The sequence below is a fragment of the Chitinophaga sp. NPDC101104 genome (assembly GCF_050277495.1).
In the GTDB taxonomy this organism is placed as follows: domain Bacteria; phylum Bacteroidota; class Bacteroidia; order Chitinophagales; family Chitinophagaceae; genus Chitinophaga.
The window spans coordinates 4,363,068-4,379,339 of the sequence record NZ_JBNNSF010000001.1 but is presented as its reverse complement, the minus strand read 5'-3'; the positions used below and the strand labels follow the sequence as shown (position 1 = coordinate 4,379,339).

Below are 16,272 nucleotides of genomic sequence, written 5' to 3'. Positions count from 1 at the left end.
TTTATGGCAATAAACCTAACGCAGCAACCTATACTTTCCATGAAAGCGATCCGCTACCATCGATATGGCTCCCCAGACCAATTGCAAATCCAGGAAATTCCCGTTCCCGTTCCCAAAGATGATGAAGTGCTGGTGAAAGTCCATGCCGCGTCCATCAATTCGTGGGACTGGGACCTGTTGTTGGGAAAACCGTTCCTGGTGCGGCTGATCGGCGGTTTGCGCAAGCCCCGGTGCCCGGTGCTGGGCGCAGATGTGGCCGGAACGGTGGCCGCCGTAGGGAAAAACGTCAGTGATTTCCGGCCGGGCGATGAAGTGTTCGGCGATATCGCGGAGAGCGGGTTCGGCGGGTTTGCGGAATATGTTGTTGCGAAAGGGAAACTGTTGGCAAGGAAATCGCCAGCCATGACTTTCGCGCAGGCCGCAGCATTGCCCCAGGCCGGTTTGCTGGCTTTGCAGGGATTGCGGCACTTCGGGCCCGTACAACCCGGGCAGCGCATCCTGCTCAACGGTGCCGGTGGCGGCGTAGGCACGCTGGCGCTGCAATACGCCAAATCCATCGGCGCGGAAGTGACCTGTGTGGACCTGTCTTCCAAATTCGACATGCTGCGCGGACTTGGGGCGGACCATTGCATCGACTATACGGTGACAGACTATACGCGTACCGGCGAGCAATACGATAAAGTGCTCGACGTGATTGCGCACCGGTCGGCCGCCGATTACAAAAGGGCGCTCCGGCCCGGGGGGACATTCTCCATGATCGGCGGATCCATGGGCTGGCTGCTGTTCCAGATGATGGTGCTGCCTAAATTGATTTCCGCCGGCTCCGGCCGGAAGCTGGGGATCATGGGGTACCGCCCCAACAGGGAAGACCTCGGACTGTTGTCGCAACTGTTCGAAGCGGGGCAGCTGCAGGCGGTCATAGACCGGGAATATCCGCTCGCGGAAACGGCGGATGCGTTCCGGTATTTCGGTACGGGGAAAGTGAAGGGCAAGATCGTTATTGTTGTTGCATGAGCCGATAATTTTATGTCGATATAATTCGATAATTTTAAGGAGGATGACTTCGTCATTATTGCAATTCTCCTTTTTACCGGGAACCACGCATGTTGTTGGAAACGCTTTGATCATGGACATGCGTTCCCTGCCGGAATACATCGCATATGAAACTGAAAGCACTGTTTATCATGGCCTCGGTTTACCTGGTGATCGCGGGCCTGGGCTTCATCCTGGTACCGGAGGTTTTCGGGGTGGGAGCGGTCCCCGCCGATCCTTCGCCTGCGCTGATCGCTTATTTGCGGGTGTACGGGAGCCCGTTGCTGGGCATCGCCGTACTGGACTGGATGGTACGGAACGAACCGCCATCCCGGGCGCGGAGCGCGATCGTGATGGGCAACATTGTCGGCTTTTCGACGATCGCCCTGCTGGATATCTGGGGGCTTTTTCATCATGCCCGGCCCGCGACATACATTTTTGTGGCGGTGCATTCGTTTTTCGCGATCGCTTTCATCGCCATGGGCCGCAAACAGCCGATACCGTAATACATTTGGTTTTGCTGAAATAAAAAGGCACATCCGGAACGATGTGCCTTTCCGTTAATGCAGTTCCTGCGCCAACCCGGCCATCGTGAAAAAAATCAGCAATGCACCGATAGCGATCAATCCGCCATACACGTACTTGTAGAACGCGTTGCCCTGTAATTTCCGGTTGAGGTATTTGCCCAGGAAGATTGCCGGCAGCATGGCCGGCAGGCAGATGAGGAAGTATTGCAAAACCGTCCACCCCAACATCCCCTGCACCGCATATCCCACCACACCGATGAAGCTCGCCGGCAGAAAGTAGGCCTGCAGGGTGGCCCTGAAATGCTGCGCGCTCCAGCCCCTTTTGTTGCCGTATACTACGAGCGGCGGCCCGTTGATCCCGTATGCCCCGCCCAAAACGCCGGATAAAAAACCACAGATGAACAGCCAGAACGGACTGTCGTGCTCCAACTTTGCGGACTGCCTGGCCTGCAATGCGAAAATGCTGTATCCGATGATGAGCGTACCCAGTCCGATCTTCACCCAATATTCGTTCCCGTAGGAAAGAATGAGCAGCCCCACGGGAATGCCCAGCAAAGCATACAGGATAAGCCATTTGGCGCTGTTGAAATGAATGGCCCTGTGGTCTTGCACCACCACCACCGCCGCCACGAAAATCGACATCAGCACGGACAAGGGTACGGCCACGGAAAGGGGAATGAAAAGCACGAAAAGCGGAACGGCGATCAGCGATTCGCCGAACCCGAAAGTGGAACGGACCAGCGTGGCGAGAAAGCTGATCGATACTAAATATATAATGGTCAAAAGCATACTTCCGATACCCCCGCAACGGGGAAAATGAATAGTAGAACGGTTCCCGGTAAATCTTCACAAGATAATAAAAATGAACGGGTTATCCATGGTTTGAAAGGCGTTTTCCGGAAACTTTATGGCGCCTGTCCTGCAGGAATAAATAATTTTTTCTACATTCGTTCGAGCGTCGGCACAACCAGAATTTGCAATTAGTGTTTTTTGATTCGTATTTGTTTTAAATGCCTGTAAGCCTGTTAAGTTAATATTAATAAACCGCCCGGAAATTAGATAAGCATTTTATAAATATTAACTTGCCCCGGCAGTTCTATATCGCACGTTACTGATCACTTTTCTTCGAAATCCGCACACAAGCAATAAACTATGGACGCGAACAGAGTAGCGGCTTTACAATCAGGGGATTACTCGGCCTTCACGGACGTTTTCGGGATGTTCTGGGAGAAAGTGTACGATTACCTGGCGCGGAAAACCCATAGTCCTGAAGCTGCCAAAGACCTTACCCAGCTGGTTTTTATCAAGGTTTGGAAATACCGCGCCACATTGGCCGCAGACGTGCCCCTCAACGAACAGATCTTCCGGAAAACGAAACAGGTTTTCATCGACTGGCTCCGCCAGGAAGCCCGCAAGCGCCAGCACTTCCCTGATTTTGCCGAACTGCCCGATATCGCGATGCCCGGGTCGGCAGACATCGCCTTCGAAATGCGGACAGACGTGCAATCCGCCTTGAAAACCCTTCCCCCGAAAAGGAAAGAAATATTCGAGCTGCGCCACATTTATGGATACTCCTACAAGGAAATCTCCGAACTGCTGGGCATCTCCACCAAAACGGTCGACAGCCAGCTCGTGAAAGCCAATATCCAGCTGCGCAAAATCCTCCAGACCTCCATTTACCTCGCCGTCATTTCGCACATCGTCCAGGAAATGAATTAATTTTTTTTAGCCGGATAGGGAACTCTTGATTATTCAGCGTACTTATGTATAGTATCGCTGCTAAGAACTATGGACAAACGGGAACTGATCAGGAAATTTCTCAATAATGAATGCAACCGGGAAGAAGCCGCCATCGTGGAGGAATACCTCGCGTCCGACCCCGGTCTGCTGCACACGTTCCTGCCGCAGGAGGAGTGGGAGCAGTCCGGCAACGCTGCTATGGCCGGCGATACAGCCCTGAAACAGGAGATCTGGCAACCGGTAGAGGCCGCTACGCGGAAACGGACGATTCACCGCAGGCTGTACACGGCGGTCGCCATCGCCGCCAGCATTTTGCTGCTCATTACGGCGGGCGCTTATTTCTCGAACTACTTCCCGTCGGCTCCCTATACAGCCCATGTTCCGGCGAACGCCGCTTCGCTGGTAGCGCAGAACCATTCGGAAACCGCCAGCACGTTCCGGTTGCCCGACGGCTCCACCGTGACCCTGTACCCGAACACCACCCTGCGATACAGCGCAGACTTCACGCAGAACAGGACGGTGCACCTGCTGTCCGGCAAAGCCATTTTCGACGTGGCCACCGATCCCGTCCACCCGTTTACCGTGTATTCGGCGAATATCGCCACCACGGCGCTGGGAACGCGGTTTCTGGTAGACCATTCCCAAAAAACGGTCAACGTGCAGCTGTACGAAGGCAAGGTGATGGTCAAATACCTCAGCAAAAACGCCCAGGTTTTACCGGCCGTCCTTTTACCGGGCGAGCAGTGCTTCGTCAACCTCCGGATCGACGGCATCGCCATCGCGCCGGTGAAAACCGACAACAACGGCAAAGCAGTGCCACAGGGCACCCTGGCCGCCGGCAAAGCCAGTATGCTTTCGTTCGACAACGTGCCGCTCAACGATGCGTTCGACATCCTCGGCGGACTGTTCCACCAGCGGATCATCTACAACACCAGCGAGATGGAGCGCATGTATTTCACCGGCCGGTTCAGCGTCAGCGATTCGCTTTCCTCCATCCTGCACATCTTTACGGCCGTCAATGGTTTGGCGGTGGAAAACGCGGATGGCGGCATCCGTATCGTGAAAGCGGCACAGGCGGCCGGCGGCAAGCCCGCGGCCGGGCCCGGGGAAATACAATACTCCGGTACCTCGCTGGAAGCGCTTTTCAGCGAAATGGAAATGATGTTCCATGTGAAGATCCGGTACAACAGGGAAGACATTGCGCATAAATATTTCACGGGCACTATTTCACCGGCAGACGATGCCGCCAAAATGCTGGCCGTCATCTGCAGGATGAACCAGTTGCAGGTGATCAAAGACAGCACAGGATTCAGGATCATGAGCATAAAATAGAACACCAATACATATCAACCAGCAGTTCAAAAAATAATTTTTTAAAATCACGCTACATGAAAATCATTAAAAAGATTCACCGCATTTGCGGAGCGGGGATGCTATTGCTACTCTTTATCCCGCTGCTCGTGCAGGCACAGCAGCAACCGAAAGTTACCGGGGCGGTGCTCGACGAACAATCCAGCCCCATTCCCGGCGTGAACGTCAGGGTCCGCAACGACCAGGATTCCACGCAACAATTCATCACGGTGACGGACGAGAACGGTATTTTCGTTTTCACCCGGCTCAACGCCAACAGCCGCTACTCCTTCACCTTTACCCATATCGGTTTTGAGCCGCAAACCCTGAAAAACCAGCTGGTAAAGGAAGCCGATAATAATTCCATCATGGTCAAATTGTCGGACTCGAAAAATTCCAGTTTGAGTGAAGTGGTGGTAGTAGGATATGGCACCCAGAAAAAAGTAAACCTCACCGGCTCCGTAGTGGTGGTAGACGGCGCGAAGCTGCAGAACCGCCCGGTCAGCAACGTATCGCAGGCATTGTACGGCACCGTTCCGGGCGTGACCATCGCGTACGGCAACCGCGGCGCTGAGCCCGGCGCGGCCCCTTCCGTGCAGATCCGCGGCCAGGGCGCGCCTTATGTGCTGATCGACGGTACCGCCGGCGATATCAACACCCTCGATCCCAATACCATCGAAAATATCTCGGTGCTCAAGGATGCGGCTGCCGCCGCGATCTACGGTGCCCGCGCACCATACGGCGTGCTGCTCATTACCACCAAATCCGGTAAAATGAACCAGAAGCCCCAGGTGGATTTTTCGGTGAACGGCGGCCCCACGTCCATCATCCGGAAACCGAAAATGGTGGACTCGTACACGTTCGTCCGCGCCATCAACGAAATGCACGACAACCAGGGCGTGGCGCGCCTGTTCGCCGAATCCACCATCGATCGCATCATCGCCCGGATCAAAGACCCCAGTCTTCCCGAAACGGTACCCGACGCCACGAACCCTTCGAAATGGTCGGCCTATCAGCTTTCCAACGGCAACAACGACTGGATCGATATCCATTACGGCTCCGGCAACCGCACGCAGGAAAATCTTTCCCTGCGCGGCGGCTCCAAAGAGATCGCCTACTTCCTTTCCGCCGGCCATGCGTCGGAAAAGGGGCCGTTGCAGATGGTGGACGACAAATACCATCGCTATAACCTGAACGCCAAACTGGACGCCAATATCAACAGCTGGTGGAAAATCAGTTCCAACACCCGCATCACCAACGAAGTGCGCGACCGGCCCATTTACAACGGTGAAGGCGGATATGGCATGATCATCCACCAGATTTTCAGGACGCATCCCGAAGTGTTCCTGAAATCCCCCAACGGGTATTATTCCCAGCTGTCGAGGGTGCCGCAAATGCGCGCCGGGTACGAGAAATTCACGGACAACAACCTGCTGCAGCGTATCGCAACAGAGATCAGGCCGCTGAAAAACTGGAGCATCAACGCGGATTATTCCATCGATTATACGGTGAACAACTACGATGGACTGAACCTCGTGGCGTACGAAGACCAGGTAGACGGAACGCTGGTGCCCATTTCGCTGACAGTACCGTCGTCCATCTCGAAAAACAAAGCCAACAAGACATATAAGGCGCTGAACCTGTTCTCGTCCTACAAGCCCACGATCGGCCTGCATCATCATATCGAAGTGATGCTGGGGTACCAGCAGGAGTCCAACAATTACGATTTCCTCAGCGGGCTCAAGCGCGAGCTCATCACGTCGGAAGTGCCTTCCATCACCACGGCAACGGGGGATATGCAGGCGGCGGATGATTTGTCGCATTGGGCCACCAAAGGGTATTTCGCGCGGCTCAACTATAATTACAAGGACCGTTACCTGCTGGAGTCGAACGTTAGGTACGACGGTACTTCGAAATTCGCGGAGGGCAAGCGATGGGGGTTCTTCCCGTCCGTTTCCGCGGGCTGGAACGTGTCCCGCGAGAAATTCTGGGAGCCGGTGGCCGGTTACGTCCCTTACCTGAAGCTGAAAGCCTCGTGGGGGATGCTGGGGAACCAGGGCGTTTCCGCCTACCAGGACCTTGCCCTCATCGGCGTGAACACCAACCTGGGGTGGATCCTCAACGGCAAGCGGCCCGCTTACACAGGATCGCCGAACCTCGTGAACCAGTACCTGACCTGGGAATCGTCGCGCACCACCAACCTGGGCATGGAAATGGGGCTGCTGGACAATAAGCTGCAAATCGAATTCGAATATTATCAACGCCTGACCTTCGACCGCCTCGGGCCTTCGAAAGCATTGCCCCTGGTGCTGGGCGCCGCCGTTCCGCAGGAAAACAATTCGGAATTGAAAACGCAGGGCTGGGACGCGGCCATCACTTACAAAGGGAAAGTAGGGTCGGATTTCAATTTCTCCGTATCGGCGAACGTGTTCGACTATTTCAACGTGGTGACTCAATATCCCAATCCCACGGGCATTCTCACGACCGATTACCCCGGCAAGCGCGTAGGGGAGATCTGGGGATATGAAACGGTGGGGCTCATCCAGACGCAGGAGCGGGCAGATGCCATCAACACCGCCAAATCGCAGGCTTTCATCAACGGGCAGGTTTGGCGAACGGGCGATGTGGAGTACCGCGACCTGAACGGTGACCATGTGATCAACAACGGGAAAAATACCGTGAACGACCATGGCGATCTCCGAGTGATCGGGAATACCACCAGCAGGTACCAGTTTGGCCTGAACCTGACGGCGAATTACAGGAACTTCGATGTGGGGGTGTTTTTCCAGGGTACCGGTAAGCGCGACCTCTGGCTGAGCGGGAATATCTTCTGGGGCTTCAACCAGTGGAACCAGTCGAGCCTGTTCCCCCATCACATGGACTACTACCGCGACGCCGAAGCCTCCGCCTATTCCGGCCTGGGCGTGAACACGGATTCCTGGTTCCCGCGGCCCTACAGCAACGCCACCCAATACGCGAAGAACCAGCAGGTGCAAACGCGTTACCTCCAGAACGGCGCTTACGCCAGGCTGAAAAACGCCCAGCTGGGATATACGCTGCCGGCATCGGTGCTCAAAACCCTCCACCTGAAAAGGGTAAGGGCGTTTTTCTCCGGCGAGAACATCTGGACGATCACCGGCCTGCCGGTAGGATTCGATCCCGAAACCGCTTCGCTCGGTGAATTCGGCGCGGGCAAAAGCATGTTCACGCAGGCGATCTGGGCATTCGGGCTGAACGTTTCGTTTTAACCGTAAACCGGAAGCAATTACAGACCATTCAAACATCGACAATGAAAAAATACCTGATCCATATAACCGCTTTCAGCATCCTGCTCACCGCATTTTCCTGCACCAAAAACTTCCTGGACAGGCCGCCGCTCACCCAAATCGATAACGAAGCGTATTGGCAGACGGCGAGCGACCTGGAAAAATATACCCTCCAGTTTTACCCGGAATTCCCATCGTTCGGTACCGTTGGCAGTTACCTGGGGCTGATCGGCTGGGACGGCACCCGCGGTTCCGACGTGCAGATCGCCGCATCTCCCTCCACTTTGTGGAATGGCACCAATCAGCCCGTAACCGCCACCGGCAACTGGAACTGGGCGAAAATCAGGAGCGTGAACGTGTTTTTCAAAAATTACGGCAAATGCAAAGACCCTTTCGCGAAATACCAGCAGTTCGTCGGCGAAGCGCATTTCTTCAAAGCCTGGCTGTATTTCGATAAAGTGAAAGCTTATGGGGACGTACCCTGGTATACCGGTCCGCTGGAAATGGACGACCCCGGCCTCTTCAAGCCCCGCGATCCGCGGACCCAGGTGGTGGATTCCATTCTGTGGCACCTGGACAAAGCAGCGGAATTCCTCAAACCGCTCAAGGAAGTGGATGGCGGCAACAACCGGCTGTCCAAAGAAGCGGCGCTCCTGTTCAAATCCAGAGTGGCTTTATACGAGGGCACCTGGCAGAAATACCATAAAGGCACGCCGTTCGGTACCGCCGGCGCCGACCCGGACAAATACCTCCGCGCAGCCGTGGCCGCCGCAGAAGAACTGATGAAACCCGTTCACAACCGCGCGCTATATTCCACCGGCGATACGGAAAACGACTACCGCATGCTGTTTTCGCTCGTGAACCAGGCGGCCAGCCGGGAAGTGATCCTCTGGAAGGCGTATTCGGTCAACCTGCAACTTTCGCATTCGTTCCAGATTTACGTCTCCGACCGTACGGCCGGCATTTCCATGACGATGCAGCAGGTGTACCATTACCTCGACCGGAACGGCAACGCGTATGATTATTTCAATACCGGCAAAACGGTGAAAGGGAATGCTTTCCTCACGAAAATAGGCCAGGAGTGCGATCCGCGCCTGTCGCAAACCGTATGGGTGCCTGGCGGCGTGATGTGGGACAACGGGTTCGGCAAAGGCGTATTCACCGCGCCCTTCCTCGATAAATCCGGCGAAACGCTGAACAACACCGGTTTCCAGATCAGGAAAGGGAACGATCCGAAAGATCCGCAGGCCGGCAGCGGCGTTTCCTGGAATACCAGCTGCGAAACCGGCGCCATCGTGTTCCGGTATGCGGAAGCTTTGCTGAACTATGCGGAAGCGAAAGCGGAACTGAACGAATCCGTGGATTACGGTAAATCCATTGATTTGTTGCGGGCCAGGGCGGGAATGCCGGCGTTCAAGGTGCAGGGCGATGCCAACCGCGCCAGGTACGCGGATTATGGGTACGCACTGTCTGACGAGCTGCACGAGATCCGCCGCGAGCGGACGGTAGAGCTGGGGGCCGAGGGCTTCCGGTACGACGATATCCGGCGGTGGGCGGCGCACCGGCTGCTGAAAGGGAAACGGCCGCAGGGGTATCCGTTCGACAAAAACGAATGGACGGGCAGAACCATCAACTATAAAACGGATGCCGATGGGTTCCTCGACCCCTACGCCACCGCCATTCCCAACGGCTACGGCTTCAAGGAAAACCGGGATTACCTGGAATGCATTCCCCTCAACGAAATCACCCTCAACCCGAAACTGACGCCCAATCCAGGCTGGTAAAACGCTAAATCAGAATGTATATGAAACCGATGTTGAAGTATTTCGCGATCATGGTATTGCTGCTGACCGCCTGGCAAAGCCGGGGGCAGGTGATAAAATTCGGATTGATCGCCGATATCCAGTATGCCGATGTGGAAACCCGCGGCACGAGGGCGTACCGCAACTCCCTCCAGAAACTCGAAAATGCGGTCACTGATCTGAACCGGCAGAAAATGCCTTTCCTCGTCAACCTGGGCGATATCACCGACAGAAATGCGGCAGACTTGTCGCCCGTTTTGAAGGAGCTCCGCAAATTCCGCAAACACGTGTACAATACCACGGGGAACCACGATTACAAAGGCATCCGGAAAAACGATTCCCTGTACAAGGTGCTCGGCATGCCCGCCGAATATTATTCCTTCAAAAAAGGGAACTGGCGCTTCGTGATGCTGAACACCAACGAAGTGGCGGCGTATTCCAATGTGGAAGGCACTTTCAGGGAAAAGGAACTGGAAGGGATGATGGACAGGATCAAAGCCGCGAAAGGCCGCAACGGCGAAGAATACAACGGCGGCATCAGCAGCAAACAAATGGAATGGTTGAAGGCTTTGCTCGATGAAGCGCAACGGAAAGGGGAGCAGGTGCTGATTTTATCGCACCACCCGCTGGGTTGCGCCGAAGGCCTGACCGCGCTCAACGACAGCGATATCGTGGCCCTGCTGGACCGGTACAGCTGCGTAAAAGCGTTGCTGGCGGGCCATCATCATAAAGGCGGTTTCTGCATCCTGGGAACATTGCCCTGCATCATCGCGGAAGGAATGGTGGAAACCGTCGATGAGAACGCGTATGGCGTGGTGGAGCTGCATCCCGATAAGCTCGTGCTCACCGGCTACGGCCGGATGACGTCGCGGACGATCGAATTCAACAAGTAGATTGATAAACTGGAATGATGAATCGGCTGGCCGCATTTTCGGTCAGCCTTTTTTTATGGCTTTATTGCGCCACTTTGATGTATCCCCAGCCTTCCTTCTGCCGGGAAATGATCTCGTAGATCGCGTCTGGCACAACGCTTACGCCATCGATGAGGTCGGAAGGCTTTACCTGTTTGCGTTTCATGGTTTCGCCACAGACCTTGAAGGAAATCCGGCCGGTTTGCAGGAGGGATTCCAGTTCGGGTTTGAGGGTCGATTTTTCTTTGCAGACGAAGGGGAGGGCCTCGCTGTAAATGGCCACTTCCAATTGGGCGTCAGGCCGCATGCCGAGGATGCTTTTGGCCTGCCTTACCACGGCCTGGTGCGTGGCGGGGTCTTTACTGGTGAGATCGAAAACAACTTTGTACGGTGCGTCCTGTGCGATGGCGCAGGTGCCGGAAAGCAGCAGGAGTATGGAAAGCAGCGTTTTCATGATGTTTGTGTTTATGGTTTGACGGATGATGCCGGCAGCATGGACCCGAACGGGCCATACTTGTGCCGGGTTTCGGAAAAAGAATCTGCGTAGGGGCCGAACGGGTGATCGGGCGGTTTGGTGCGGATGTCGGGCCAATCGGCCGGGTAAGCTTTGTACGGCCGTGGCTGCGAAACGATCCACGCGGCTACGTCCCACGCTTCGTTGATGGTGAGCATTGGCTCCTGCCAGGTGGTGCCCTGCGGCATGTTGTTGTAAATATACCCGGCCATTTTGCTGATGCGGAAAATGCCCGCGCCGGTATTGAAGCTTTGCTGGCCCCACAGCGGCGGGTACAGGAATTCTGCGCCGGCCTTTTTGCCCTGGCCGTCTGGCCCATGGCAGGTGGTGCAATGGCGCATGTAGACGAGTTTTCCGCGCGCGGGATCGGCTGCCTGCGGTTGCCAGGGCAGTTGCGCGATGCCGCTGCCTGCGGGGCGCTCCCCGCGGGGCACTTTGTCCGCCAGCCATCGCATATAAGCCACCATGGCCTGCATTTCGCGGCCGGAGCTGTCGATGGGCCGGCCGTTGAGGCTCCTTTCGAAGCAGTCGTTGATCTTCTTCTCCAAAGATTCCACGCTGCCGCTGCGGTCGCGGTATTTGGGATAAGTCCCCCATGCCGCCGAGAAATTGTTGCCCCAGGGCGCGGTGCCGGCCGCGAGGTGGCAATTCTGGCAGTTCATGCCGTTGGCGGATTTCGCCAGGGAGCCCTCCGGCCCGAAGAACCTGGCCGTGTGCATGACGAGCGCCCGGCCATAGCGGACCGCATCGCCGGCGGGCGACCGGGCGATGGTGGCGGTATCGGGCGGAGTCCAAACTGCCGGCGGGCCGTGCTGTTGCCGGCGGCAGGCTATCAGCGCCAACATCAGCACCGGAACGATGCAACTGCGACGCATGGCTCAGCCTGCGAAGCAGTAGGCGCAGCCTTTTTCCTGCGCGCGCCCGATAGCCCACACGCCCGAAGGCACCACCTGGATGCCCGGGAGCACGCCCGCCAGCCATTCGGAGCGCACCTGTTCGGCGTCCATACCCATAGACGTGGCCGCTACGGCACTATACACCGTAAGGGCCATGTTGCAGACGCAGAACATGACGCCGCTTTTCTGGAGCTGGTCGATGCCGATTTCCACGGGGCCTACGCCCGGCACGCTGAAATCATTGGGCCCCGGCTGCCAGAAGGGATTGCGGAGCGAGGGGGCCTGCGTGGCGGGATCGTCGGCCTTGAACATTTCCCCGAACTTGTACTTGCTCCATAAATCGGTCTTCATGGCGTAAGGGATCGCATCGTGCCGCAACACCACCACTACCGAACATTCTTTTTCCGGCGTGCCGGTCATGGAATTGGTGATGAGGAAAACCTTCGGCCAGGCGAACGGGAAAATACCGTGCGGCCGCGGGGAATCGATCAGCAGGCGGTGCTTGCCGTTGATCTTTTTGAACCATTCGTCGGCCGCATCGGCCAGCACGGCGGTTTCTGCGGCAACCGCGGGCAGGGGGGATGCGAGCCAGCCAAGGCCCAATGCGGCTGCGCCCATGGCAGCCTGTCCGAGAAAATCGCGGCGGGAAGGAGAGGTGTTTGATAGTGACCTAGACATATGATACCAGTTTTTACGTGAACGATGATCATGTCCGGGTTTTTCATCTGGCGCTTTGGATAGGTCGGAAAATGGCAGCGCCTGCCGGGAGAGCGAATGGGGTATGACGAATACAAATTTCAGGATAATTCCTGACAGGCCGCGCCGGAAAGGCCTGCATTAACATTGTATTACCGAACCCGCGGGAGGGTTGGCGTTCTCAATCGGTTGCAATCTGGTGATGCCGGTAAAAAAAGATGGGTAACCGGGAAACGGCATGTGAACAGGCAGTACTATATGTAACGGATATACGTAGTTGTGCATTCGAAGTGTTTGCTAATGCAGTTGGGCTATTTTAGCTGGAAAAAATTTAATTAGTACGTTCCAACTATTGTTGTATATTTGAGATCATCAGGCCCGATCTCCATCCAGGAGCCAATTCCAGGGCCGCGCTTGCCTTTTTAATCTCCACGGACCAAATTCTGATTTCGCATTTCATTTTGCTGGACGGTACGCTTCGGCCGGGATGAATTCATGCCCTGCATGCCGGGTGGTACGTCTGCTTTCATTAAACCAAAATTATGGATCAGAAAGGATTTCTAATCGACATGGACGGCGTCATTTACCGGGGCTCGGAACCTATTCCCGGTGCAGTAGAATTTATCAACCATCTCAGGGACCAGGGATTCCCTTTCCTTTTCCTCACCAACAACAGCCAGCGCACCAACCGCGATGTATCCTACAAGCTGCGGAAGCTGGGCTTTAACGTGGAAGACGAGGACGTATTCACCTGCGGCATGGCCACCGCGCGCTACCTGGCGTCGCGCACGCCGGAGGCTACGGCCTATGTGATCGGCGAAGGCGGATTGCTGGCCGAACTGCATGCCGCCGGGTTTTCGATCGTAGATGATCATCCCGATTACGTCATCATTGGCGAAGGCCGCACGATCATGCTCGAATCGGTCGACAAAGCCATCAACATGATCATGAACGGCGCCAAGCTCATTGCCACCAACCTCGATCCCAATTGTCCGATCGGTAACGGGAAGTACCGCGCAGGCTGCGGCGCTTTCGTGGCGATGGTGGAGTTTGCCACCGGGAAACAGGCTTTCAGCGTTGGGAAGCCCAGCCCGGTCATGATGCGCATGGCCCGCAAAAAACTGGGCCTTTCCACCGACCAGACCGTCATGATCGGGGATACGATGGGGACAGACATCCTCGGCGCAGGTACCATGGGCTTCACCACCGTGCTCACCCTCACAGGGGTAACGAAGGCGGAAGACATCAGCCAGTTCAGCTACCGTCCGGATTTTGTTATCTCATCCATCAAGGATTTGCTGGACAGCGAACTGTTCGATCAGGTGCTGGGCAGTAAAAAGAAGCTGGAAGAAATCGCGTAGTACCGATATTAAAGGCAGATAATGAACGCACGAATATGAAAAAGCCGCCCGGGCCGCAGTGTCCAGGCGGCTTTTATTGTGAAACCCTGTCGCCGGGCCAAAAGGAAGAACGGGATCAGCCCCGCCCGCTGCCGCCCTTGCCCGGCGCTAAATTTTTTGATGCGGATATAAAAAAGAATATAAATTTACTTCGCAGTGAACAGCGAGAACAAAGGCACGGCGTTACAGGACGAAGAGCGTCTCTTCCGGCTCATAGCGGGCGGGAACGAAACCGCTTTCCGCCAGTTATTTGACGAGTACCGCCTCCGGCTGTTCAACTTCGCCCTGGAGCTGACGCACTCCCGCACCGATGCCGAAGAAATGGTGCAGGAAGTGTTCCTCAAACTCTGGAAAGGCCGCAGTAACCTGTCGGCCGTCATCTCCCCCCAAAAATACATCTACACGATGCTCCGCAACCAGGTGCTCGACCACCTGACCCGCATGGCCCGGGACAAAAAGCTCCGCGACCAGGCCTGGGCCAACATCCAGGCCGATGGCGATTACACGGAGCAGGCCATCCTGGCCGCGGAAACCGACGGGATCGTCCGCAAGGCGTTGCAGCAGCTCTCGCCCCGCAAGCAGACCATTTACCAGCTCAGCCGCCACGAAGGCCTCAGCCACCAGGAAATCGCCAGTCAGCTCGGGATTTCCGTTCCTACCGTCAAAAACACCATGGTGGAGATCCTCCGGTTCATCAAAACCTACCTGCGCCTGCAATACGGCCTCCTTTTGCTGGCGGGCACCGCAACCGTTGCCGCCTTTTTCAGTTTTTTTTCATTTTGACCAGTACCATTTCTTTTGAGGGCAGTCTATATAGGTAGGGGGTATATTTTCCCTGTACGAAGACATGACTGTTCCACCTAACGACCGGCTCCGGTACCTGCTGACACAATACGCAAGCAAACGCTGCACTGCTGCGGAAATGGACGAACTTTTAGGGTATATGAAAGACCCTGCGGGCCGCGCGTCCGCCGGCCAGGTGATAGACGAGCAATATGCAGGCCTGACCGCCGAAGTGGAAGGCGCAGACATAGACTGGGATTTTATGTACCGCCGGATCACCGCGGAAGCCCCCCGTTCCCGCATCCTTTATTTTTCAAAGATCGCTGCGGCCGTGCTGCTGCTGGTAGCGGCAGGCGGCTGGCTATGGCTGCGGCCCGGTAAACAACCGGCGGTGCCCGTTGCCGTTGCGGAGCAGCCCGCAGGCGATGCGCTTCCCGGCAGCAACAAGGCTATGCTGGTGCTGGCAGACGGCAGCAGCGTAGACCTTGGTGCAGACAGCAGCGGCCTCTTGGGCCAACAGGGCAATGCCAGTATCAATAAGGCGCCCGGGCACCTCACCTACAGCGCCGCGGCGGGGGAAAACGAAGCCCCCGTTTACAATAAAGTGGCCACCCCGCGCGGCGGGCAATACCAGCTCACTTTGGCCGACGGCACGAAGGTTTGGCTGAACAGCGCCTCGTCTATCCGCTTCCCCGTAGCGTTCCCGGATGGCGAAAGGCGGGTGGAGATCACCGGGGAGGCGTATTTCGAAGTGGCCAAAATGTCGAAGAACGGCAAACCTGTTCCGTTCCGCTGCATGGCCAACCAGATGGAAGTGGCGGTGCTGGGCACCCATTTCAACGTAAATGCCTACGACGACGAGCCGGAAGTGCGCACCACACTGCTGGAAGGCGCGGTGCAGGTGAAGCAGGGCGCGGCATCGCGGATGCTGGCGCCCGGCCAGCAGGCGCGGTTGGGCAAAGACGGGAACATCGCCCTGGCCACGCAGGTCAACCTCGAAGAAGTGATGGGCTGGAAGGAAGGGTATTTCGTGTTCGTGGAAGCAGACATCCGCCAGATCATGCGGCAGGTGGAAAAATGGTACAACGTGGAAGTGGTGTATGAAGGCGCCGTGCCTGACGGCAGCTACACCGGCCGCGTACCCCGCAACATCAACGCCAAACAGATGATGAAAGTATTGGAATTAAGCGGAATAAAATTCAGGATAGAAGGCAGCCGCCTCCTGATCAGATCGTAACGTTCACCTTCATTTACTAACAATTCAACCAAATCTACTTATGCCTACCGGGTAAATTACCACGTACGTACTTACATGCCACGTTCCTTTGGTCGTAAAAAGAAACCGCTTCATGTGC

14 protein-coding genes are annotated in these 16,272 nt (G+C 56.0%); 10 read left to right on the top strand and 4 right to left on the bottom strand.

Annotation, left to right across the window (positions count from 1 at the left end; genetic code table 11):
* The first annotated feature begins 3 nt into the window (after positions 1-3).
* Both ACQKLP_RS17520 and ACQKLP_RS17515 read left to right on the top strand, forming a co-directional pair.
* On the top strand, positions 4-1,014 hold the full coding sequence (locus tag ACQKLP_RS17520; RefSeq protein WP_427324135.1) for an NAD(P)-dependent alcohol dehydrogenase: 1,011 nt from the start codon (positions 4-6) through the stop codon (positions 1,012-1,014).
* Between the two features lie 146 nt (positions 1,015-1,160).
* Positions 1,161-1,538 (top strand): hypothetical protein, encoded by a 378-nt coding sequence (locus ACQKLP_RS17515; RefSeq protein ID WP_427324133.1) that lies wholly within the window; start codon positions 1,161-1,163, stop codon positions 1,536-1,538.
* Between the two features lie 54 nt (positions 1,539-1,592).
* Here ACQKLP_RS17515 and ACQKLP_RS17510 read toward each other — a convergent pair whose 3' ends face one another.
* Complete coding sequence (locus ACQKLP_RS17510; protein ID WP_427324132.1) at positions 1,593-2,348, bottom strand: sulfite exporter TauE/SafE family protein; 756 nt, start codon at positions 2,346-2,348, stop codon at positions 1,593-1,595.
* Positions 2,349-2,711: 363 nt separating this feature from the next.
* Here ACQKLP_RS17510 and ACQKLP_RS17505 point away from each other — a divergent pair, with 363 nt between their 5' ends.
* From ACQKLP_RS17505 to ACQKLP_RS17485, 5 genes are all read left to right on the top strand, one after another.
* A complete protein-coding gene (locus ACQKLP_RS17505) occupies positions 2,712-3,278 on the top strand; it encodes an RNA polymerase sigma factor (protein WP_427324131.1) in 567 nt (188 codons plus the stop codon).
* 69 nt (positions 3,279-3,347) lie between these two features.
* Positions 3,348-4,631: a FecR domain-containing protein gene (locus ACQKLP_RS17500; RefSeq protein WP_427324130.1), complete on the top strand. Its 1,284-nt coding sequence runs from the start codon at positions 3,348-3,350 to the stop codon at positions 4,629-4,631.
* Between the two features lie 56 nt (positions 4,632-4,687).
* Positions 4,688-7,897, top strand: coding sequence for a SusC/RagA family TonB-linked outer membrane protein (locus tag ACQKLP_RS17495; RefSeq protein WP_427324129.1), 3,210 nt, complete (start codon positions 4,688-4,690; stop codon positions 7,895-7,897).
* A gap of 41 nt (positions 7,898-7,938) precedes the next feature.
* Positions 7,939-9,699 (top strand): RagB/SusD family nutrient uptake outer membrane protein, encoded by a 1,761-nt coding sequence (locus tag ACQKLP_RS17490; protein WP_427324128.1) that lies wholly within the window; start codon positions 7,939-7,941, stop codon positions 9,697-9,699.
* A gap of 20 nt (positions 9,700-9,719) precedes the next feature.
* Positions 9,720-10,610, top strand: coding sequence for a metallophosphoesterase (locus ACQKLP_RS17485; RefSeq protein ID WP_427324126.1), 891 nt, complete (start codon positions 9,720-9,722; stop codon positions 10,608-10,610).
* Positions 10,611-10,671: 61 nt separating this feature from the next.
* Here the strand turns inward: ACQKLP_RS17485 and ACQKLP_RS17480 are convergent, their stop codons facing one another.
* Genes ACQKLP_RS17480 through ACQKLP_RS17470 form a run of 3 tightly spaced genes read right to left on the bottom strand, consistent with a single transcriptional unit; the run spans position 10,672 to position 12,716 of the window.
* The gene (locus tag ACQKLP_RS17480; protein ID WP_427324125.1) at positions 10,672-11,082 is read right to left on the bottom strand and encodes a DsrE family protein; all 411 of its coding nucleotides are present in this window, start codon (positions 11,080-11,082) and stop codon (positions 10,672-10,674) included.
* Positions 11,083-11,093: 11 nt separating this feature from the next.
* Positions 11,094-12,017 carry a c-type cytochrome gene (locus tag ACQKLP_RS17475; protein ID WP_427324124.1) on the bottom strand — a complete coding sequence of 308 codons (924 nt, stop codon included), beginning with the start codon at positions 12,015-12,017 and terminating at the stop codon, positions 11,094-11,096.
* Positions 12,018-12,020: 3 nt separating this feature from the next.
* Positions 12,021-12,716 carry a twin-arginine translocation signal domain-containing protein gene (locus tag ACQKLP_RS17470; RefSeq protein WP_427324122.1) on the bottom strand — a complete coding sequence of 232 codons (696 nt, stop codon included), beginning with the start codon at positions 12,714-12,716 and terminating at the stop codon, positions 12,021-12,023.
* Positions 12,717-13,276: 560 nt separating this feature from the next.
* On the opposite strand from ACQKLP_RS17470, the gene ACQKLP_RS17465 reads away from it, so the two are divergent.
* From ACQKLP_RS17465 to ACQKLP_RS17455, 3 genes are all read left to right on the top strand, one after another.
* Positions 13,277-14,095: an HAD-IIA family hydrolase gene (locus ACQKLP_RS17465; protein WP_427324120.1), complete on the top strand. Its 819-nt coding sequence runs from the start codon at positions 13,277-13,279 to the stop codon at positions 14,093-14,095.
* Between the two features lie 195 nt (positions 14,096-14,290).
* Complete coding sequence (locus ACQKLP_RS17460; protein WP_427324119.1) at positions 14,291-14,917, top strand: RNA polymerase sigma factor; 627 nt, start codon at positions 14,291-14,293, stop codon at positions 14,915-14,917.
* A gap of 64 nt (positions 14,918-14,981) precedes the next feature.
* The gene (locus ACQKLP_RS17455) at positions 14,982-16,154 is read left to right on the top strand and encodes a FecR family protein (RefSeq protein ID WP_427324117.1); all 1,173 of its coding nucleotides are present in this window, start codon (positions 14,982-14,984) and stop codon (positions 16,152-16,154) included.
* Positions 16,155-16,272: the final 118 nt, after the last annotated feature.